Origin of the sequence: Neobacillus niacini (genome assembly GCF_030817595.1) — a bacterium.
Taxonomy (GTDB): Bacteria; Bacillota; Bacilli; order Bacillales; family Cytobacillaceae; genus Neobacillus; species Neobacillus niacini_G.
Window position 1 is genome coordinate 4,719,838 of the sequence record NZ_JAUSZN010000001.1, and the last position, 18,270, is coordinate 4,738,107.

Consider the following 18,270-nt stretch of genomic DNA (forward strand, 5'->3'; position numbering starts at 1 on the left):
TTTTTGTTTGGAGTTTTCAACAGTATGATGAAAAATAAGAGAGATAAAAGAAGGACTATGGGGACGGTTCTGATAGCTTTTGTAATTGATGGCATGAGAAAATAGAGATGGACACCTACATAGTAAGTGACACCAATGTGTTTAAATGAAACTAGAATACAGATAAATATGGTTACATAATAGTGAGAAGTAATTTTATTATACCTCTTTGAGGTTCGCAGAAAATAAGTTTATTAGCCATGGTAGCAGCCATCACAAAATATGGTCGGTAATGATTACTGAACTATTTTAAGATTTGGAGAGATACCTAACCATAATTAACCATGAGAACCGTCCCTGCGGCATACACAATAAAAGGGCCATTCCTGCTCATTTTCGTAGCGGGAATGGCTCTTCTATTGTAAGTTCTATTAAAAGGAACAATCATTTATGGATGGGCTCATCTGTCTTTTTTCTGCTTTTGATAAACCTTTGCCGGCCGTTCAAAAGACCTGAATAAGATTCGTTCGCATGATTCCTAATGAATAGAAAGGAGGATCATTTTCTGACCTCTTTTTGCTTCGAGAGTTAGGGTTACTTTTTCTCCTTGATGGACGAATAGTTCGCTTATCATGTTGCCTGCTGCCTTTGCGGTGTACAAGCTGCCGTTCGACGTGATAAATCGGAAGGTTCCATTCAGTTCGACACCTCCAATGTTAGCTGTCACCATTATTTGATTTGCAGTAGATACTGTTGTAGCAGGGACTTTGATTTTTTGTCCAATTTTTAGCCGGGTTGGGTCCAAGGCTGGATTGAGTGCTTGTATGGTTGAGGCAGGGACCCCTAAGGCTTTGCCGATTTTTGTAAAGGTATCACCGCTTTTAATCACATACACAGATGAATCAACTGTTGAGCTGTTGTTGTTACTAGACTCATTTGGTGCAGGTGCAGGAGCGGGCTGTTTTTTCGTTAAAAAGGTTTCACTCACAGTTGCAGCAGGGACTTTGATTTTTTGTCCAATTTTTAGCCGGGTTGGATTCAAGTCTGGATTGAGTGCTTGTATGGTTGAGGCAGGGGCCCCTAAGGCTTTGCCGATTTTTGTAAAGGTATCACCGCTTTTAATCACATACACAGATGAATCAACTGTTGAGCTGCTGTTGTTACTAGACTCATTTGGTGCAGGAGCTGCCTGTTTTTTCGTTAAAAAGGTTTCACTCACATACGCTGTTTTGCCATGGAATTGAATCTTGGCCCACCCGTTTGAACTAGAGGTTACAGTTACAAGATCATCTAATTTTAACGAACCTAGGACAGCGCTACTGGTAGTAGCAGCTGCACGAACTCTTAAAGTTGATGCCGTTACATACATGGTTTTCGTTTGAGCTTCGACTGTAGATGTGCCTGCTTGTGCAGGTGCTTTTGTGAGGTAGTCAGCGCTGACGAAACAAACCCGCCCTTTTATCAGAATGCCAGCCCAACCATCTTCGATAAATGCAACCTTCACGATATTTCCTTTTTTATAGGTTCCAATTATACTGCTTTCCGTGCTTGGCTGTGTGCGGATATTTAGTGTGGTAGCGGTCACCGTTCTATCATCTACTTTTGGTAAAAGAATTTTTTTGCCGTCAATGGAAGTCAGTCCATTGGCCTCTAATATTTCTTGGGCTGTGACACCATGCTGCATCGCGATGGTTTCAATTTTTTCGCCGCTTTTTACCTGATAGGTGTATTCTTGAATATGAATGGCTGCATTTGCCGTGCTGGTGTACAAGCCAAGGACAACGGTAAAAATGCCGGTCAATACCAGTTTTTTTACAACATTTTTTTGAATCCATTCGTGAACCTGTGATACATATGTATTCCAATTAGTGCGGATATCCTTTAAAAACCCTTGGACGTCTAGTACATTTCGAATATCAAAATGGATACTCTTATAATATTCACGTTTTTCCATCCTTGTGGTGAAAACAGGTACAGATTTTGCTTGCTTGCCTTTTCCGTAGGTTTCTTTCCTGCTAAGTGTCCATTCACCATTTACAACTAATTGTGTAGTCAAAATAACCAATTCCCCTATTCTCTCTCTAAATTAACTCTTACTCTGTAATATTCGTAATACTTCACCATTTTCTGTCCTGAAATTGTCATAATTAGTCGGAAATTGATTATGTTGGACAAAATACCATCTATATGTCCCGTTTTGCCCACTCGGCCATACGACAATTGGAATACATTGGTTTAATACATTGTCGTATGGAGGGATGGATAAAATGAAAAAACGCCAATGGTTTTAGAACGCTATTTTGGGTACAGCTATTTTAATAGCTGTGCCTGTCACTCCCCGGTTTTGTCGAAGATTGATAGGTTGTTAGGCAGCTAAACAATGATAGAATGGAGTTGCAGCTGAATATTGTTGGGGTGGTTGGTTTTTGCTCTTCTTTCCGTTTAGGGAAGGAGATGATACCAGTCACGGATAAGGTATACAGTTGGGAAGATATCATCTATTTGAGATAATAAAGGACCTCATATCCACTGGATTATGAGGTCCTTACTAAGCATAATGTTCTTCAACTAAAGCACCCCGGTAGTTCAACAAGAATATCTATGTTTACCTTTTAATTAAAGACTTTTTGAATTTCTGACCGAAAGCTCTCAGTTCTTGTACAGGCATCAAGGTTCAACTTTAGAAATTCGAGTGTTACTTCTTCTGATTTTACAAGACCTTCAAAACGTAAGTTCTTAATCCATTCCCAAATATCTTCAAGTTTCCTCTTTAAGAAATAAAATTCAAAGGCATCGAAATCTGGAGACTCATACTTCATATATTTCCTGTATTCATTTAAGAATTGTCCAGCATATTGCTCTGTAATGATTAAAATCAGGTCTTGTTCTTGTGGAGCAAGTTTTAGACAGTCCCAGTCAATAAGCATAAGGTATTTCCCTTGCATAACATTCCAATTATGAGCATCTGCGTGGGACAAAACAAACTGATATGGTTTGCTTTTCAAAGTATTTGATAAATACCTCATCCTGTTAATCTTTTCTAATAAAGTGCCTGTATAAGGCTTCACAATTTCTAAAACGATATCATCTGTATTATCCAAATAGTTTTTAATAAAAGAAGATAAGTATTCGCAGAAATCTATGTCAAAACTTTCGTTTACTTGTTGCTGTTTTAATTCATTAGGGATGTTTGATGTGTTCTTATGAAGTATTCCAAGAATCTTAGCCAGTTCATTTACCTGATTTTGACTTAGCTGTTTGTCTGCAATTGTAGTTCCCTCAATATATTCTGAAAGCAAATACACGTACTGTTCGTCTTCGCATTTATTACTTTTCATATTCGTAAAGATTGGATTGACGAGATTGTTTTTTAAATCAGTATGGTTATACAACCACTTTACTAAGGGAGTATATCTATCAATTGCATCAATCCACGGAACAATGGAAGGCTTTCTTTTGTTATATACTTTTAAAAAATACTTTTCACATTTATCTTCCACGAAAAATGCTAAAGCCGACCAGCCGCCTGGACGTTGTTCTATTGAAGTTGCTTGAATTCCATAGTTATCATTCAATATAGCAGTAATCCGATTATTAATCTCCATCAGTTCGCCTTTCTCTTAATAAATTTTTATCACAAGGATAATATTCTCTTGATTAGGGATTGAAGATTCCTAATTAAATAGTGAAACAGATTTCGATTTCTCCTTCTTGTAATAGTAGTCAAGAAGCTTGTCTTAAAAGGCAGTTACAGATGCAATTGAAATTTCTGATTAAGTCGCTAAATTATAAATAAAACTAGAAGAATTCAAGATATCTTCTATTATTTCAGCTGGTTTTTTATAAGAGGTGTTGTAAAGATGTTTTGAATTTGCTGGTTCTCTTTCAAGTTTATTTAGCAAAAATAAGGAGCGATCAATTAAAAATGGATCTCCGCGCCTATTCAAACGTTCTATTAAAATGTTCTCCTCTGCGAGTAAGACCACGTACTTAATCTTCAGATTCAGGTAAGCAAAATGCTTACAGAACCACTCCAATTCATCTTCGACAACCGTATCGATAATCACATTAAAGTTATGTTGAAGCAGATTTTGAGTTAACGAAAGTATGTTTTTCCACATAATCATAAGCATTTCATCCCAAGGAGGTTCAGAGTCTTTATCATATATGGATAAGAAATCATCCCCTTTAATTAGAGCGCTCTTTTTCACATTTCGTAACAATTCCTTTGTAAGAGTAGATTTACCTACCCCGCATGGTCCAGATATTAGGTATATTGTTTTTTCTTGGTTTTTATCCATCTTTACGTTACTCCCGACCTTTAGCTTTTTCTTTCTGAAGTAGACTCTCTAATAATTAACTTGGTTGGAAGTAAAATCTCCTGAATCGGTTCCCCTCTGTTTTCCATTCGCCAACAAAGCTGTTCTACGGCTTTTTTTGCGAAATAATTCAAATCAATATCCATGGTTGTAATCCTTGGAGTAGAGATTTGTGATAATTGTCCGTTATCAAAACTACAGACAGATACTTCATCGGGTATATGGATGCCTCTTTGCTGCAGGACGGATGTTACGAGGAAACCAAGACCATCATTTACACAAAACCACGCAGAAGGCTGGCTTTGAAGGTTATCCATATGCTGTTTAATATGATTTTGATTTTCCTGTGCATTTGTTACTATAAAGTGTTCATTCGGTTTTATCCCATACTTTCTTAAAGCAAGTGAGTAACCTTCTAATCTTTCTTGATAGCTTGGGGATTTGTCAACATTTCCTACAAAGGCAATATCACGATGTCCTAATTGAATTAAATGTTCTACCGCCCTAAAAGCCCCAAAACGATTATTCGTCAGAATTGAATCAGCCTCTAAATGCGGTTCATGGTGATCAATTAAAACAGTTGGGATATCTGTATCAATAATTTTTTTAATATAGTCGGTACTTATATGAGATAGAATTAATATTCCATCAATTTCATGATTGGTTAATAAGGAAGGAAGTGTTAAATTCACCTTCGTTCCATTATCAATGGATTCAATAAATAGGTTCATGCCACGAGCTCTTAATTCCTTTTCAATACCTAAATAAATTTCTCCAAAAAAGCTTTTAAGTGAAAAAGCAAATTCAGAAGCGATTAAGGCTATATTCCTGGTACCTTTTTTATCAGGTTGTTTTTGATTTCTACTATTTGAATAATCGTAACCTAATTCAACCGCTGTTTTCTGGACAAGCAGCCTTGTCTCTTCACTAACCCCAGGCTTTCCAGATAATGCTTGAGAAACGGAGTTTTTTGAGATATTCAGCCGATCGGCGATGTCTTGCATTGTCACTTTTCTATTCATATAAAACTCTTCTCCTTTAATGATGTCCTTATATTTAAAGTGATTTGATTTATAAAATTTTCTTGTAATTACATTGTAACGTTACAAAAGGTAAATTACAATAGTGACCATATTTGTAATTCTGATTAAAAATATATATTTTTATGAATATAATGTTTGACATCCCGGTTGTTAGGTGCAATAATTGTCGTTGTAAGGCAGTTATTAGAATTACAAAACAATTATTTAAGGTTGCGTAATGGTAGTTGTCATGGGTAGGGATAAAGGAAATACAATATATACCGTGATTTTAAGACAATAGACTAGTCCTATTATATTTTTTTTAAATGACAATGACAACGTTTCCATATGGTGGCTTGAAAGGGTCATTAAATTTTCAAACGATTTATGGTATTTGCATTTTAATTATGAAGTTAGGTAAAAATAATTAGAAATTGGAGGAATTTGAGATGAAAATGAAAAAAGTAGCATCAATCGTATTCGCAGCTTCTCTGACTGTCGCTGGACTAGCTGCTTGCTCTACTGGTAATAAGGAACAAAGCGGCGGCGCAGATAAAAATGGCGTAACAACGATTGAATTCTGGGCGGCTCCAAACCCGACACAGCAAGTGTATTGGAAGGAAGTAGCAGAGGAGTTCACGAAGGAAAATCCAAAAATTAAAGTGAATGTCAGCCCGATGAAGGAAAGCCCAACTTCTGAAGCAAGTATTCAATCAGCGATAGCGGGTGGAAGTGCACCTACTATTTCAGAAAATATTAACCGTGGATTTGCTGCTCAATTATCTGAGAGTAAAGCCCTTGTACCATTAGATGAGCTAGAGGGATGGGACGAGGTAAAAGAAAGCCGTAATATGGCTGAAACCATGAAGGGTTGGGAATTTGCTGACGGTCACCAGTATGTATTGCCAATTTACTCAAATGCCATGCTATTTGGCTGGAGATTAGACATTTTAAAAGAGCTTGGCTATAACGAACCGCCGAAAACGTATAGTGAAATGTTAGATGTAGCAGAAAAATTAAAAGCGAAATATCCTGATAAATATTTATGGGCAAAGGCAGACCTTGCTGACCCAACAGCCTGGAAAAGATGGTTTGACTTCTTCATGCTGTATGATGCAGCATCCAACGGTAACAAGTTTGTTGAAGGTACTAAATTCACAGGTGAGCAAAAGGCCGGCGAACAAGTACTTGGCCTAATGGATGATTTACGTAAAGCGGATGCGTTGTTAACAAGACAGTCAAAAGATCCATTTGAAAGTGGTTTAGGGATTTTCGTGGATGTTGGTCCTTGGACCATTCCATACTGGGCAGAGAAATTCCCGGAATTAAAGTTTAATGAAACATTTACATTAGCAGCGCCGCCAGTACCAGACGGCGTGGATACAGAAAATGTTAAAACGTTTGCTGATACAAAAGGTTTAGTGATTTATGCTTCTGCAACAAAAGAGCAACAAAAAGCAGCAATGACCTTCATTAACTGGGTTTATTCTACTCCTGATAATGATTTGAAATGGCTTGAAAAGACAAGCTTACCACCAGCTCGTGATGATTTAACAACAAATGATACATTTAAAGCGTTCTTTGATAAAAATCCAGCATTACAACCATATGCAGCTGCCGTTCCTAATGGTATCCCGCCAATGGATAACTCAAAATACAATGATATTCAGACATTTATTGGTCAACATGCTTTCAATCCAGTGGTAAAAGGTGAAAAGGATCCAAAAACTGGATGGAAGGACATGCAAAAGGCAATTAAGGAGGCTCTTAAATAATGAGCACAAAGCACGGAAGGATGGGCTGGCTATTTGCCAGTCCTTATCTTATATATGCATTAGTCTTCTTTTTGATCCCACTTGTGTGGTCACTATTCTTATCGTTTACGGATTGGAATTTAATTTCACCAACCTTTACATTCGTTGGACTTGAGAACTATATGGAGGCTTTTCGAAGTCCTGGTGTTCAGAGTGCATTTTTCGTTACTTTTAAATTTCTGGCAGTATTTGTACCTTTAGTGGTTGCGTCATCGATTATTGTTGCTTTAATCGTTCAGGGATTACCAAAATTTAAAGGGCTATTTTTAATCGGCTTTTTCCTCCCTTATTTAGCATCAGGAGTTGTATCATCCTTTATCGTAAAAGGGATTTTATCTTACAACAGTCCGGTGAATGAATTCTTGCGGAACTCATTGGGCTTAGATATTAATTGGCTTGGAAGTCCTTTTGCAGCACTCTTTGTGGTTGCAATGATTATCGCCTGGAAATTCACTGGGTATTATGCGCTGATTTTAACATCAGGTTTTGAAAGTATTGGTACCGAAATTTACGAAGCAGCCATGATTGATGGGGTAACTCCGTGGCAGCGTTTTTGGAAAATTACCTTTCCGCTGCTGTACCCTGCGTTATTTACAGTATTAATTTTATCAATTGGTGTTACGTTTGGTATCTTCACAGAAGTTTACCAATTAACAGGTGGAGGACCAAATTTTGCAACGAATACATGGCAAATGGAGATCTTTACAAGAGCATTCTCAAATCTTCAAGCAGGTTATGCTTCTGCCATTGCAATTATTGCTTCCGTTGTAACGTTTATTTCGGTTTTTATCATTCGAAAACTCTTAGAAATGTGGGGGAAACGAAATGGGTGGAGCTAAGAAAAAAGGCTTATGGTTTCGTTACCTAATTGCCGTTATTCTATTACTGATTATGATTTATCCATATATTTATATGGTGCTAAATTCTTTTGCTGATTGGGATCAAGTAGATAAGAAGCTATTTCCGACAGAGTATTCCTTGAAATCGTATGAATGGTTATTGGGTGGTGGGGAAGCTGCTATCCCAAGGCCATGGTTGAATGCATTCTTCAATAGCTTTATTGTCTCGGGGGCCTCAACACTATTGATGATGGTATCTGCCGTTATGGTCGCCTATGCACTAGCAAAGATGCCATTTAAAGGAAGAGACACGATAAATAACTTTATATTATTTCAAATGTTCTTTCCAGCCATCATTTTGTTAATCCCTACATTCCTTTTGATTCAACGAATCGGAATGTATGACTCATACTGGGGATTGATTTTGCCAAAAGCCATGAGTTTATGGGCCGTATTTATGTATACGAACTTTTTCAAGGCGATACCAGAAACGTTTATCGAAGCGGCAAAGCTAGACGGTGCGAGCGAGTTGCAAATTATGTACAAAATCGTCTTGCCAATGTCTAAATCAATAACGACCGTTATCTTCTTATTCTTGTTCATGGAAAGATGGACTGAGCTATTATGGGATATGTTGGTCGCGAAGAGTGATAACATGCTAACGCTGAATGTCCTGTTATCACAAATGTTCGGTCCATATGGCGGCTATCCAGGCCCTTTGTATGCTGCCTCTGTTTTATTAACACTGCCTATCATTATCATCTTCTTGCTGTTTGCGAAAAAGTTCCAAGAAGGTATGCAATTTACACTTAAGTAATGGCTGTTTTCGTAATGATTGTTGTTAAAATCTTAAAGCCGATTTTAACGTGGAAATTGTTATTTTGCGTTTTAGAATTTAGTTTGCAGGCTCTTTTCTTATTACATTCTGTTCCAAAAAGAAACAAAGTTTAAGAAAAGAGCCTAAGTAATAGAAGTTTTTGCGAGATTGGAGTTCAAACACAATGGTTAAATGGTGGAAACAATCGACTTTTTATGAAATCTATATGCCAAGCTTTAAAGATGGAAACGGTGACGGAATAGGGGACTTTGCTGGTATTACCTCAAAGCTCGACTATTTAAAGGGATTGGGGATTGATGGACTGTGGCTTACACCCTTTTATCCATCCCCAAAGGTGGATAACGGCTATGATATTTCCGATTACTATGGGATTGACCCCGATTATGGAACGATGGCCGATTTTGAGATATTCATTCAAGAGGCACATCGTCGCGGTATCAAGGTGATAGCCGATTTAGTGTTGAACCACACCTCATCTAAACATCAGTGGTTCCAAGAGTCAAAATCACGGAAGGAGCATCCGAAACGAGATTGGTATATTTGGAAGGATGAACCGAACAATTGGGAATCTTTCTTTGGTGGATCTGCTTGGGAGTACGATGAAAACACCAGTCAATATTATTATCATGCCTTTGCTAAGGAGCAGGTTGACCTGAATTGGGCCAATCCTGAAGTTAAAACAGCGATGTTGGATACCATGAAGTTTTGGCTGGAAAAAGGAGTCGATGGCTTCCGGCTTGATGTCATTAATTTCTTAAAGGTGAATGATTCGTTTCAAGACAACCCATTTGATGTGGAAAAGAATGAACAAATTCATTTATACGATAAAGACCAAGAAGGAATATTAGCTGTCATTGAGGAAATAGCTGAATTTGTTCATCAGTATCCAGATAAATTTCTTGTTGGTGAAGTTGGTTCTGAAGACCTGGATATTCTAAAACAATATTCGGGCCTTAACAAATTAGATGTTGTCTTTAATTTTAATATTGGCAGCATTGAGACGTTTGATGTGGAAAAGCTCTTTCAACAAGTAGTTGAAACGGAGAAGATTTATGATCAGTCGCAAATCCCGACCTTGTTCTTTTCTAGTCATGATATGTCCAGACACTTTTCTAGATTTGGCGGTGAAGAGGACCGAGCCAAATTAGTCGCAGCTTTCATGCTTACAGCGAAGGGTGTTCCGTTCATTTATCAAGGTGATGAGATTGGAATGAGAGATTGGATGACGGATGATATTTCCAAAATGAAAGATGTACAAGGCATTACGCACTATCAATTGGCCTTACAAGCTGGTAAGTCGCAAGAGGAAGCATTGGTAATTGCCAACGAAAAGTCGAGGGATAAATCACGAACCCCCATGCAGTGGACTGCTGATTTGAATGTCGGTTTTTCAGAAAAGGGGCCGTGGATCACGATTCCTGAGGAAGCTTACAAAATTAATGTGGAAGACCAGCAAAACGATCCTGATTCCATGCTTGCTTTTTATAAAAAGCTGCTGTGGCTGCGAAAAAAACATTCAGCCCTCAGCAATGGCGATTATGAATTATTACGGAATGAAGATGATATGATTTCCTTCGTTAAGAAGGATTGTGTTGAAAGAATAGTAGTAGTTTTGAACTTCTCTAATCAACCAAAAACGCTTGATATAGGTTTGAAGGGCGAATTGCTGCTCTCTACTAAGCGGGAGTCGCTTGAATGTAATCAGGCTATCTCAATATTGGAGAATGAAGTTTTGATTTTAAAGGGGGATATTGAAAATGGCTGTTTTAAATAAAGGGAATGTCAAAACATGTGAACAGTTGTTGGAAGAATTTAATTCGAATTCTCAACCTGCCAATGCAGAAAGGATCGTTTTCACAGGAATTGGTGAAAAAGATGTCTATAATATTTGCGCACCGTTTGAAGACGAAGGGGAGCTTGTTATTGCAGGACGGGTAGAGTCACGTGACAGTGAGCACTCTCATGTTTATTTCTTTGTCGAGAGAAATGGAAAGTGGGTACCAAGAGAGAATGCACCTGTCCTTGAGTTACAAGATCCATTCTTTACTCGCATAGCAGGAGAGTTAATTGTAGGTGGCGTTCAAATCTTCCCACATCCAATTAATGCGGGTCAACTTGGCTGGAGAACGGTTTTTTATAAAGGACAGTCCATTGCAGGGCTGCAGGAATTTGCAAAAGGTCCGGACGGAATGAAGGACCTTCGTCTTGTGGAATTAAAGGACGGAAGTATTGGCGTATTGACAAGACCTCAAGGGGAAAAAGGCGGAAGAGGAAAGATTGGTTGGACACGAATTTCTTCATTAGCTGAATTGACTCTCGATGTGATTAACGAAGCTCCTTTGCTAGAAGACCAGTTTATTGATGAACAGTGGGGTGGAGCAAACGAACCGCACCTATTAGCAAATGGACTTGTCGGTGTCCTCGGCCATATCGCTTCCTTTGATGAAGAGGGAAATCGTCATTATTATCCAATGGTATTTGCCCTTGATCCAGAAACAGGTGATATTTCTGACATGAAGCTAATTGCTACTAGAAGCAATTTTCTTCCTGGTCCATCGAAACGACCAGACCTAGAGGATGTTGTCTTTAGTGGCGGATTAGTTCGAAGACCGGATAGAAGTGCTGATATTTATGCAGGAATTAGTGACGCAGAAGCTCAAAAAATAACGATCGTGGATCCATTTTTACAATATGAACGGTAATTTGAACTTTGAATGGAGGAGAACTGAAAATGAATATATATAGATATGAAGAGAACCCATTGGTTACCCCAATGGATGTAACACCACATCGCCCAGATTTTGAAGTAATTGGAGCATTTAATGCGGGGATTACAACATATAACGATGAAATTATTATGCTTCTTCGTGTAGCTGAGCGCCCAATTAGTGAAGATCCTAATGTTATCAAAGCACCCATTTACAATCCAGAAACCCGTGAACTAGAGATAGTAGACTTAAATCTAAGTGACAATCAGTTTGATTTTTCTGATCCACGTACGATTAAGAAGAGTGGAGATTCAAATGGTTTTGTTTATTTAACCTCCCTATCCTACTTGCGGATTGCGCGAAGCAAAGATGGTCATCACTTCACGATTGATGAAAAACCGTTCGTATATCCATCCAATGAGTTAGAGACCTTTGGGATTGAGGACCCGAGGATTACTAAAATAGATGATACTTACTATATATATTTTAGTGCTGTTTCACCGGTTGGTGTTGGCGAATCAATGGTTTCCACAAAAGACTTTGTGACAACAGAACATCACGGAATGATTTTTGCACCGGAAAATAAGGATGTATTAATTTTTCCTGAAAAAATAAATGGAAAATACTATGCGCTTCATCGTCCGGTACCTAAAAGTGTCGGAGAGCCAGAAATTTGGATTGCTGAATCCACAAACCTCTTACATTGGGGGAACCACAAGCATTTACTAGGTTTACGTGAAGGTATGTGGGACAGCGCTCGCATGGGCGGGGGAGCCGTTCCTTTTAAAACAGAGAAAGGCTGGCTCGAGCTGTACCATGGTGCGACTTCGGATCACCGCTATTGTATGGGTGCTGTGTTACTTGACTTGGAAGATCCAACAAAGGTCATTGCCCGCTCCAACCAGCCGATTATTGAACCTGAAGCAGATTATGAGGTGGAAGGATTCTTTGGAAATGTTGTCTTTTCATGTGGTGCTGTTGTTGAAGGTGATGTTGTTAAAATGTACTACGGTGTTGCTGACACATCGATGGCTTGTGCTGAATTAAGTTTAAAAGAAATTTTGGATTCATTGACTTATCTATAATAGCTAAAAAAGTGCCAAAATCGTCTATTGATTTTGGCCTTTTTAACATAACTTTGGCAGGACCTTGAGAGTTAAGGCGATTACTAAAGTGAATTATTTACTAGATTGCAAGAGGGGCAGCCATTAGCCAACTCAGCTTTAAAAGGGGAACAATTGAATGTTTCAAGTATTTAAGTCTTTTTCTACAGAATTGAAGTTTTATTTACTGATGAATGCCCTATTTTCCTTTGGGGGAGTTTTGTCAGGTGTTTTTCAAAGTGTTTTCCTATGGAAGCTGGATAAAACCTATTCCTTGCTGGCCCATTATAGTTTGTATTGGTCGATTGCACTCATCTTTTGCTTTGGAATTTGCGGGTGGCTTGCTCGGAAGACGAGCCCGATGATTACGATGCGATTAGGCTTTGTCTTTTACCTGATCACCTATTTAATTATGCTTATTTTTCATGATACATTACGTGATCATATTATGTTGTTAGGGTTTTCAAATGGATTGGCAATGAGCCTCTATTATGTGGGCATGCACTTGGCGGTATTAGATCTAACTACGAATGATAATCGTGACCAATTTTTATATGTACAAGGAATTTTATTTACCATTGGCGGTGTCATCGGCCCGGTTCTGTCAGGAAATATCATCTCACAATTCGAGGGTATGTTTGGTTATTATGTCGTTTTTATTGGGACCTGTGTATTCTTTTTTATTGCCTTTTTAACCTCATTAAAGGTAAAGGGACATGCGATTACAACCAAAAGTTATTTTTGGGAAGTCATTAAGAATCCATCGAGGGAATGGAAGAAGATGTATAAGGTAATGTTTGCTGATGGAATTGTATCGGGCGTGTACGGTACCTTCTTGATTACGATGATTACCTTCAAAGTCGCTGGCGGAGAATTGAGTTTAGGTATTTATAATACTGCAGCTGAACTTGTTGCTATTGCTACTTTCTATGTACTCGCTAGGTACTCTAATCCGAAATATCGTCTTGCCATTTATGCGATTGGCTCGATTAGTATATTTTTGAGTTCTGTTCTGTTATCAATCTTTCCTGTAATCATTTCGTTGGTTGTTTTTGGGGTAATCTCGCCTTTAGCACAGAATATGATTACGAACTCGATGAGTGCGATGATCTACCAGGCCATTGAGAAGGATCCAGAGTACAAGGAAAAGCGTTTAGATTATATCATTATCCGTGAAATTCCACTTGGAGTAGGAAGAATCATTGGTGTAGTTTTGTTTTTAGTCATGAGAAAATACCTTGATTTTGACCAGCTTTTGCCGATATCGTTTAGTCTTTTTCCAGTTGTATATGTCATCATGATTCCATCACTCTATATTATCTGGAGAAAATCAAAAAAAGTTTCTGTACTTCGTTCTAATGAATCATAAGTTTGGGAGGAATTATTTATGTTGGGTGCCATTGAAGCAGGAGGGACAAAATTCGTTTGTGCAGTCGGTAATGATACGGGGCAGATCATTGAACGAATCCAGATTCCAACGACGATCCCTGCTGAAACAATGCAGCAGGTGATTGAATTTTTTAAAAAATATTCTATAAAATCCATCGGTGTGGGTTCGTTTGGCCCGATTGATGTTATCAAGGAAAGTCCTACCTTCGGTTTCATAACCTCTACACCAAAACCAGGATGGAACCATTATCCGTTTGTGCAAGTTTTAAAAGAGGCATTTTCAGTTCCAGTTGGATTCAATACGGATGTAAATGCAGCTGCATTGGGAGAGGCAACCTTTGGTGCTGCTAAAGGATTGGACAGCTGCTTGTACATTACCATTGGTACAGGAATTGGAGCAGGGGCGATTGTCCAAGGTGAACTCCTCCAAGGACTTTCACACCCTGAAATGGGACATATTCTTGTTAGACGTCATCCGAATGACCAATACAAAGGAAAATGTCCATATCATCACGATTGCTTAGAAGGGCTTGCTGCCGGACCAGCGATTGAAGCACGTTGGGGTGTTAAGGGTGATCAGCTTGTAGACCAAGGTGAGGTTTGGGATATGGAAGGTTACTATATTGCTCAAGCTCTGATGCAATATATCTTAATTCTTTCGCCGAAAAAAATCATCCTAGGCGGTGGAGTGATGAAACAGAAACAAGTATTTACTTTTGTTAATAGGTATTTAAAGGAATTTGTTAATGGGTATGTAGCTTTGCCGGAGCTTACTAATTATATTGTCAGCCCTGGTTTAGGTGATAATGCGGGGATAACTGGCTCGCTAATGCTTGCTCATCAAGCATTGCTAGCGGAGAATGAATGATAAACGTAATTTGGGAGGAATAATCGTGCAACCATTGTTATTAAAACCAGTTTTTAAAGAGCGAATTTGGGGTGGAACAGCTTTACGTGATGAATTTGGCTATGAAATTCCAAATGATCAAACAGGAGAATGCTGGGCAATTTCTGCTCATCCAAATGGACCTTCTATTATTGAAAATGGCCCTTACGCAGGTATGGCCTTGGACGAATTATGGCGTAAGAATCCAGAGCTGTTTGGAAACCCAAAGGAAGAGGCGTTTCCACTTTTAACAAAAATCTTGGATGCGAACATGGATTTATCGGTACAGGTACATCCGGAAGATGCGTATGCGAAGGTTCATGAAAATGGCGAGCTTGGAAAAACAGAATGTTGGTATATCCTCGACTGTAAAAAGGACGCTCATATGATCTTCGGTCATAATGCAAAAACAAAAGAAGACCTAATCCAGCAAATTAGTAAAGGAAAATGGAATGAATTGCTCCGAAAAGTGAAGATTAAGCCTGGTGACTTTTTCTACGTACCAAGTGGAACAATTCACGCTTTGTGTGAAGGTACGCTTGTCTTGGAAACGCAGCAAAGCTCTGATACCACCTACCGCGTATATGATTATGACCGTCGTGATACGGAGGGAAATCTGCGCGACCTTCATTTAGAAAAGGCTATTGATGTGACAACAGTACCGCATCATGAAACGGGTTTTTCTCCGGTGGTTGAAGCGCGGGAAAATGCTACTATTACAATGTTTGCGAAATCTTCGTTTTTCTCCGTATATAAATGGGATATTAATGGGAAATCTGCATTTTCTTTTATTGATCAATATTTGCTTCTCAGTGTCATTAAGGGAGATGGGGTCCTTGTTCATGACGGAGAGCGTTATCCATTGAAAAAAGGAACCCATTTCATTATTCCAGTGGGATTAGGAGAATTTGTGGTTGACGGAAAATGTGAGTTGATTGTATCCCACACCTAATCATTAAAATTAGCTATTGAGGGTGATTTCATGAAACCGACTAAAAAGAGGAGATTACCATTGATGAGCTGTATAGGTGATTAGGGGTTTAGTGTGACAGTATCTTCTTACTATGAATTTGAAAAAGAAAGGAGTGAGATAGTATGATTATCAATGTCGATTTAGTAGCAAAACTAATAGACGAACAGTTTCCAGAATGGTCTCATTTATCTATCAAACCTGTAAAAAAAGGTGGAAATGATAATAGAACATTTCATTTAGGGGATCATTTGAGTGTCAGGTTACCTAGTGCAGCGGCTTATGCTCCACAGGTGGAAAAAGAACAAAAGTGGCTTCCCATTTTTGCTGAAAAACTTTCATTGTCAGTTTCTACTCCGATAGCAAAAGGAGATCCGAACAATGAATATCCGTGGTCCTGGTCCATCTATAAATGGCTTGAGGGAGACCCTCTATCTCATAACAATATTGATAACCTTAATCATCTAGCAAAAGACTTGGGGTCGTTTTTAAAAGAGTTACGAGCCATCGATACTAGTGGAGGTCCGTTAGCTGGTCAGCATAATTTTTATAGAGGCGGTTCATTATCTATATACAATGAAGAATCTAGAAATGCTATTGAAAACAACAGTGACACTTTTGATGGTGGTTTGCTGAGTGAAATCTGGAGCTTAGCTTTAGATTCTGAATGGAAGTCAGAGCCTGTATGGGTACACGGTGATATAGCAACAGGGAATTTGTTAGTGAAGGATGGAAAGCTCTGTGCGGTTATTGACTTTGGAATAGTAGGAGTAGGAGATCCTTCTTGTGACGCTGCAATAGCTTGGAATTTCTTTGATGATACCAGTAGAGAAGTATTTAAGAATGAATTAAAGTTTGACGAAGGAACCTGGAATAGAGCACGAGGATGGGCTCTGTGGAAGGCATTAATCACATATGACTCTTACAAAAATTTTGATAAAGTAAGAGCGGAAGAAGCATCTAATATTATTTGGACTATAATCCAAGATTACAAAAACTAATCAAACACATTGGGGACGGTTCTGATGGCTTTTTATCTTTTATATAACGATACACTGTCACACCCTGAGCTTTGTCAAAGATTCGTAAATTAATTGGTTATGCTAGGTTCTGTATTATGATGGAGTTCGCTAAATTAACCATTCACCCTAATCTAACATTAGATAATGGTGTAGGTTTCTGACACCTTTAAATTACCAAAAGTTGACGGTATTGCCTCTCCGGAGATTTGGGGTCAGACCCCACTCCCAATAGTTGTATATTAGTGTATGAAGAAAAGGGTCATACGCTTTTCTAATAGAATGTGAAGATATTATGAGAAATGGGACTAAGGGGACGGTTATTATAGCTTTTTGAATACGTTTCACACTTTTATAAAAGATTTAGTTAACCGGATTTATGCAGGTCTTATGAGGATAAGATGAATATGAAATGCCAGAAAAAAGAGATGAGGGAAAAAAGATGATTGTCATTGAAAATGATTGGTTGAAGGTTGATATTGTCAGACACGGAGCAGAAGTACGTAAAGTGACTCATAAGAAAAATGCGCTGGATTATATGTGGACAGGAGATGAGGCATATTGGGGACGAGTCTCTCCTGTCTTATTTCCGATTGTGGGACGGTTAAAGGAAGATCAATATAAACTGGATGACCAAACCTACAAGATGTCACAGCATGGCTTTCTGCGTGACGTTGAATTCGATGTGGCTGAGCAGACATCAACAACCGTTTCTTTTGTGTTTGAGTCTCTTGGACGCTTTATTCATGTATATCCTTACGAATTTAAAGCGGTGATTCGATATCGTCTCATGGAGGACTCGCTAATTGTTCAGTGGCAAATCCTGAATGAAAACAAGGAAGAGATGTATTTTTCCATTGGTGCACATCCTGCGTTTAAGGTTCCACTAGGAGAAAATGAAACCATTGAAGATTACCATTTGAACATTACACCTGCGGCAAATAAGCAAGTGATGGAATATGAGCTAAAGAATTCCCTCATTCATGAGAAAGGGACAGTAAATGACCTCTCAACGATTCAACTTACAAACTCTCTATTTGCCCATGATGCTCTAATTTACAGCAATATCGATAAAGTCACATTGGTATCTAATCAGTCGAGTCATGGTGTAGAAGTAATGTTTCAAGGTTTTCCGTTTGTTGGGATTTGGTCAAAATATATGGAAACAGATGGGACGATAGCTCCGTTTGTTTGCATTGAGCCTTGGTACGGCATTGCAGATAAATATAACACAACAGGGAACTTAAAAGAGAAGTTTGGCGTCAATAAGCTAGAAGTGGGGGAAGCGTTTCAGGCTGAATATATAATGAAGTTTCATTAAAGGGGGGCCAGGAGCTAGGGGGCCGGTTCTCGTGGCTCCTTGACGGTCTAAAGGAATCAGGAA

15 protein-coding genes are annotated in these 18,270 nt (G+C 38.5%); 11 read left to right on the forward strand and 4 right to left on the reverse strand.

What is annotated here, in order from left to right; translation table 11 throughout:
• Positions 1 to 517 precede the first annotated feature (517 nt).
• From QFZ31_RS22485 to QFZ31_RS22500, 4 genes are all read right to left on the reverse strand, one after another.
• Positions 518 to 2,035, reverse strand: coding sequence for a LysM peptidoglycan-binding domain-containing protein (locus QFZ31_RS22485; protein WP_307307104.1), 1,518 nt, complete (start codon positions 2,033 to 2,035; stop codon positions 518 to 520).
• A 556-nt stretch (positions 2,036 to 2,591) separates the two neighbouring features.
• Complete coding sequence (locus tag QFZ31_RS22490) at positions 2,592 to 3,584, reverse strand: aminoglycoside phosphotransferase family protein (RefSeq protein ID WP_307307108.1); 993 nt, start codon at positions 3,582 to 3,584, stop codon at positions 2,592 to 2,594.
• Between the two features lie 168 nt (positions 3,585 to 3,752).
• A complete protein-coding gene (locus tag QFZ31_RS22495) occupies positions 3,753 to 4,280 on the reverse strand; it encodes an AAA family ATPase (RefSeq protein ID WP_307307111.1) in 528 nt (175 codons plus the stop codon).
• A 20-nt stretch (positions 4,281 to 4,300) separates the two neighbouring features.
• Positions 4,301 to 5,320 carry a LacI family DNA-binding transcriptional regulator gene (locus tag QFZ31_RS22500; RefSeq protein ID WP_307307113.1) on the reverse strand — a complete coding sequence of 340 codons (1,020 nt, stop codon included), beginning with the start codon at positions 5,318 to 5,320 and terminating at the stop codon, positions 4,301 to 4,303.
• 449 nt (positions 5,321 to 5,769) lie between these two features.
• Between QFZ31_RS22500 and QFZ31_RS22505 the strand changes: the two genes are divergently transcribed.
• The 11 genes from QFZ31_RS22505 to QFZ31_RS22555 all read left to right on the forward strand — a co-directional run bounded on the left by QFZ31_RS22505 (position 5,770) and on the right by QFZ31_RS22555 (position 18,207).
• The gene (locus QFZ31_RS22505) at positions 5,770 to 7,095 is read left to right on the forward strand and encodes an ABC transporter substrate-binding protein (protein WP_307307115.1); all 1,326 of its coding nucleotides are present in this window, start codon (positions 5,770 to 5,772) and stop codon (positions 7,093 to 7,095) included.
• The gene (locus QFZ31_RS22510) at positions 7,095 to 7,973 is read left to right on the forward strand and encodes a carbohydrate ABC transporter permease (protein WP_307307117.1); all 879 of its coding nucleotides are present in this window, start codon (positions 7,095 to 7,097) and stop codon (positions 7,971 to 7,973) included. Before QFZ31_RS22505 ends, QFZ31_RS22510 begins: the two co-directional genes overlap by 1 nt.
• The gene (locus QFZ31_RS22515) at positions 7,960 to 8,790 is read left to right on the forward strand and encodes a carbohydrate ABC transporter permease (protein WP_307307120.1); all 831 of its coding nucleotides are present in this window, start codon (positions 7,960 to 7,962) and stop codon (positions 8,788 to 8,790) included. Before QFZ31_RS22510 ends, QFZ31_RS22515 begins: the two co-directional genes overlap by 14 nt.
• 184 nt (positions 8,791 to 8,974) lie before the next feature.
• Positions 8,975 to 10,585: a glycoside hydrolase family 13 protein gene (locus tag QFZ31_RS22520; protein ID WP_307307122.1), complete on the forward strand. Its 1,611-nt coding sequence runs from the start codon at positions 8,975 to 8,977 to the stop codon at positions 10,583 to 10,585.
• Positions 10,569 to 11,513: an MTP-1 family protein gene (locus tag QFZ31_RS22525; protein WP_307307125.1), complete on the forward strand. Its 945-nt coding sequence runs from the start codon at positions 10,569 to 10,571 to the stop codon at positions 11,511 to 11,513. The genes QFZ31_RS22520 and QFZ31_RS22525 overlap by 17 nt, the downstream gene beginning before the upstream one ends.
• A 29-nt stretch (positions 11,514 to 11,542) precedes the next feature.
• A complete protein-coding gene (locus tag QFZ31_RS22530; protein ID WP_307307128.1) occupies positions 11,543 to 12,604 on the forward strand; it encodes a glycoside hydrolase family 130 protein in 1,062 nt (353 codons plus the stop codon).
• A gap of 157 nt (positions 12,605 to 12,761) precedes the next feature.
• The gene (locus QFZ31_RS22535) at positions 12,762 to 13,991 is read left to right on the forward strand and encodes an MFS transporter (protein ID WP_307307130.1); all 1,230 of its coding nucleotides are present in this window, start codon (positions 12,762 to 12,764) and stop codon (positions 13,989 to 13,991) included.
• An 18-nt stretch (positions 13,992 to 14,009) separates the two neighbouring features.
• Positions 14,010 to 14,879 carry an ROK family protein gene (locus QFZ31_RS22540; protein WP_307307132.1) on the forward strand — a complete coding sequence of 290 codons (870 nt, stop codon included), beginning with the start codon at positions 14,010 to 14,012 and terminating at the stop codon, positions 14,877 to 14,879.
• 22 nt (positions 14,880 to 14,901) lie between these two features.
• Positions 14,902 to 15,849, forward strand: a complete 948-nt coding sequence (manA, locus tag QFZ31_RS22545; RefSeq protein WP_307311741.1) for a mannose-6-phosphate isomerase, class I — start codon at positions 14,902 to 14,904, stop codon at positions 15,847 to 15,849.
• Positions 15,850 to 15,992: 143 nt separating this feature from the next.
• The gene (locus tag QFZ31_RS22550) at positions 15,993 to 16,868 is read left to right on the forward strand and encodes an aminoglycoside phosphotransferase family protein (protein ID WP_307307134.1); all 876 of its coding nucleotides are present in this window, start codon (positions 15,993 to 15,995) and stop codon (positions 16,866 to 16,868) included.
• A 430-nt stretch (positions 16,869 to 17,298) separates the two neighbouring features.
• On the forward strand, positions 17,299 to 18,207 hold the full coding sequence (locus tag QFZ31_RS22555; protein WP_307307137.1) for an aldose 1-epimerase family protein: 909 nt from the start codon (positions 17,299 to 17,301) through the stop codon (positions 18,205 to 18,207).
• The last annotated feature ends 63 nt before the right edge of the window (positions 18,208 to 18,270 follow it).

Coding starts and splice junctions, on each gene's coding strand:
- QFZ31_RS22490 (WP_307307108.1), bottom strand. CDS start 3,584: ATGGAGATTAATAATCGGATTACTGCTATATTGAATGATAACTATGGA.
- QFZ31_RS22495 (WP_307307111.1), bottom strand. CDS start 4,280: ATGGATAAAAACCAAGAAAAAACAATATACCTAATATCTGGACCATGC.
- QFZ31_RS22500 (WP_307307113.1), bottom strand. CDS start 5,320: ATGAATAGAAAAGTGACAATGCAAGACATCGCCGATCGGCTGAATATC.
- QFZ31_RS22505 (WP_307307115.1), top strand. CDS start 5,770: ATGAAAATGAAAAAAGTAGCATCAATCGTATTCGCAGCTTCTCTGACT.
- QFZ31_RS22510 (WP_307307117.1), top strand. CDS start 7,095: ATGAGCACAAAGCACGGAAGGATGGGCTGGCTATTTGCCAGTCCTTAT.
- QFZ31_RS22515 (WP_307307120.1), top strand. CDS start 7,960: ATGGGTGGAGCTAAGAAAAAAGGCTTATGGTTTCGTTACCTAATTGCC.
- QFZ31_RS22520 (WP_307307122.1), top strand. CDS start 8,975: ATGGTTAAATGGTGGAAACAATCGACTTTTTATGAAATCTATATGCCA.
- QFZ31_RS22525 (WP_307307125.1), top strand. CDS start 10,569: ATGGCTGTTTTAAATAAAGGGAATGTCAAAACATGTGAACAGTTGTTG.
- QFZ31_RS22530 (WP_307307128.1), top strand. CDS start 11,543: ATGAATATATATAGATATGAAGAGAACCCATTGGTTACCCCAATGGAT.
- QFZ31_RS22535 (WP_307307130.1), top strand. CDS start 12,762: ATGTTTCAAGTATTTAAGTCTTTTTCTACAGAATTGAAGTTTTATTTA.
- QFZ31_RS22540 (WP_307307132.1), top strand. CDS start 14,010: ATGTTGGGTGCCATTGAAGCAGGAGGGACAAAATTCGTTTGTGCAGTC.
- QFZ31_RS22550 (WP_307307134.1), top strand. CDS start 15,993: ATGATTATCAATGTCGATTTAGTAGCAAAACTAATAGACGAACAGTTT.
- QFZ31_RS22555 (WP_307307137.1), top strand. CDS start 17,299: ATGCCAGAAAAAAGAGATGAGGGAAAAAAGATGATTGTCATTGAAAAT.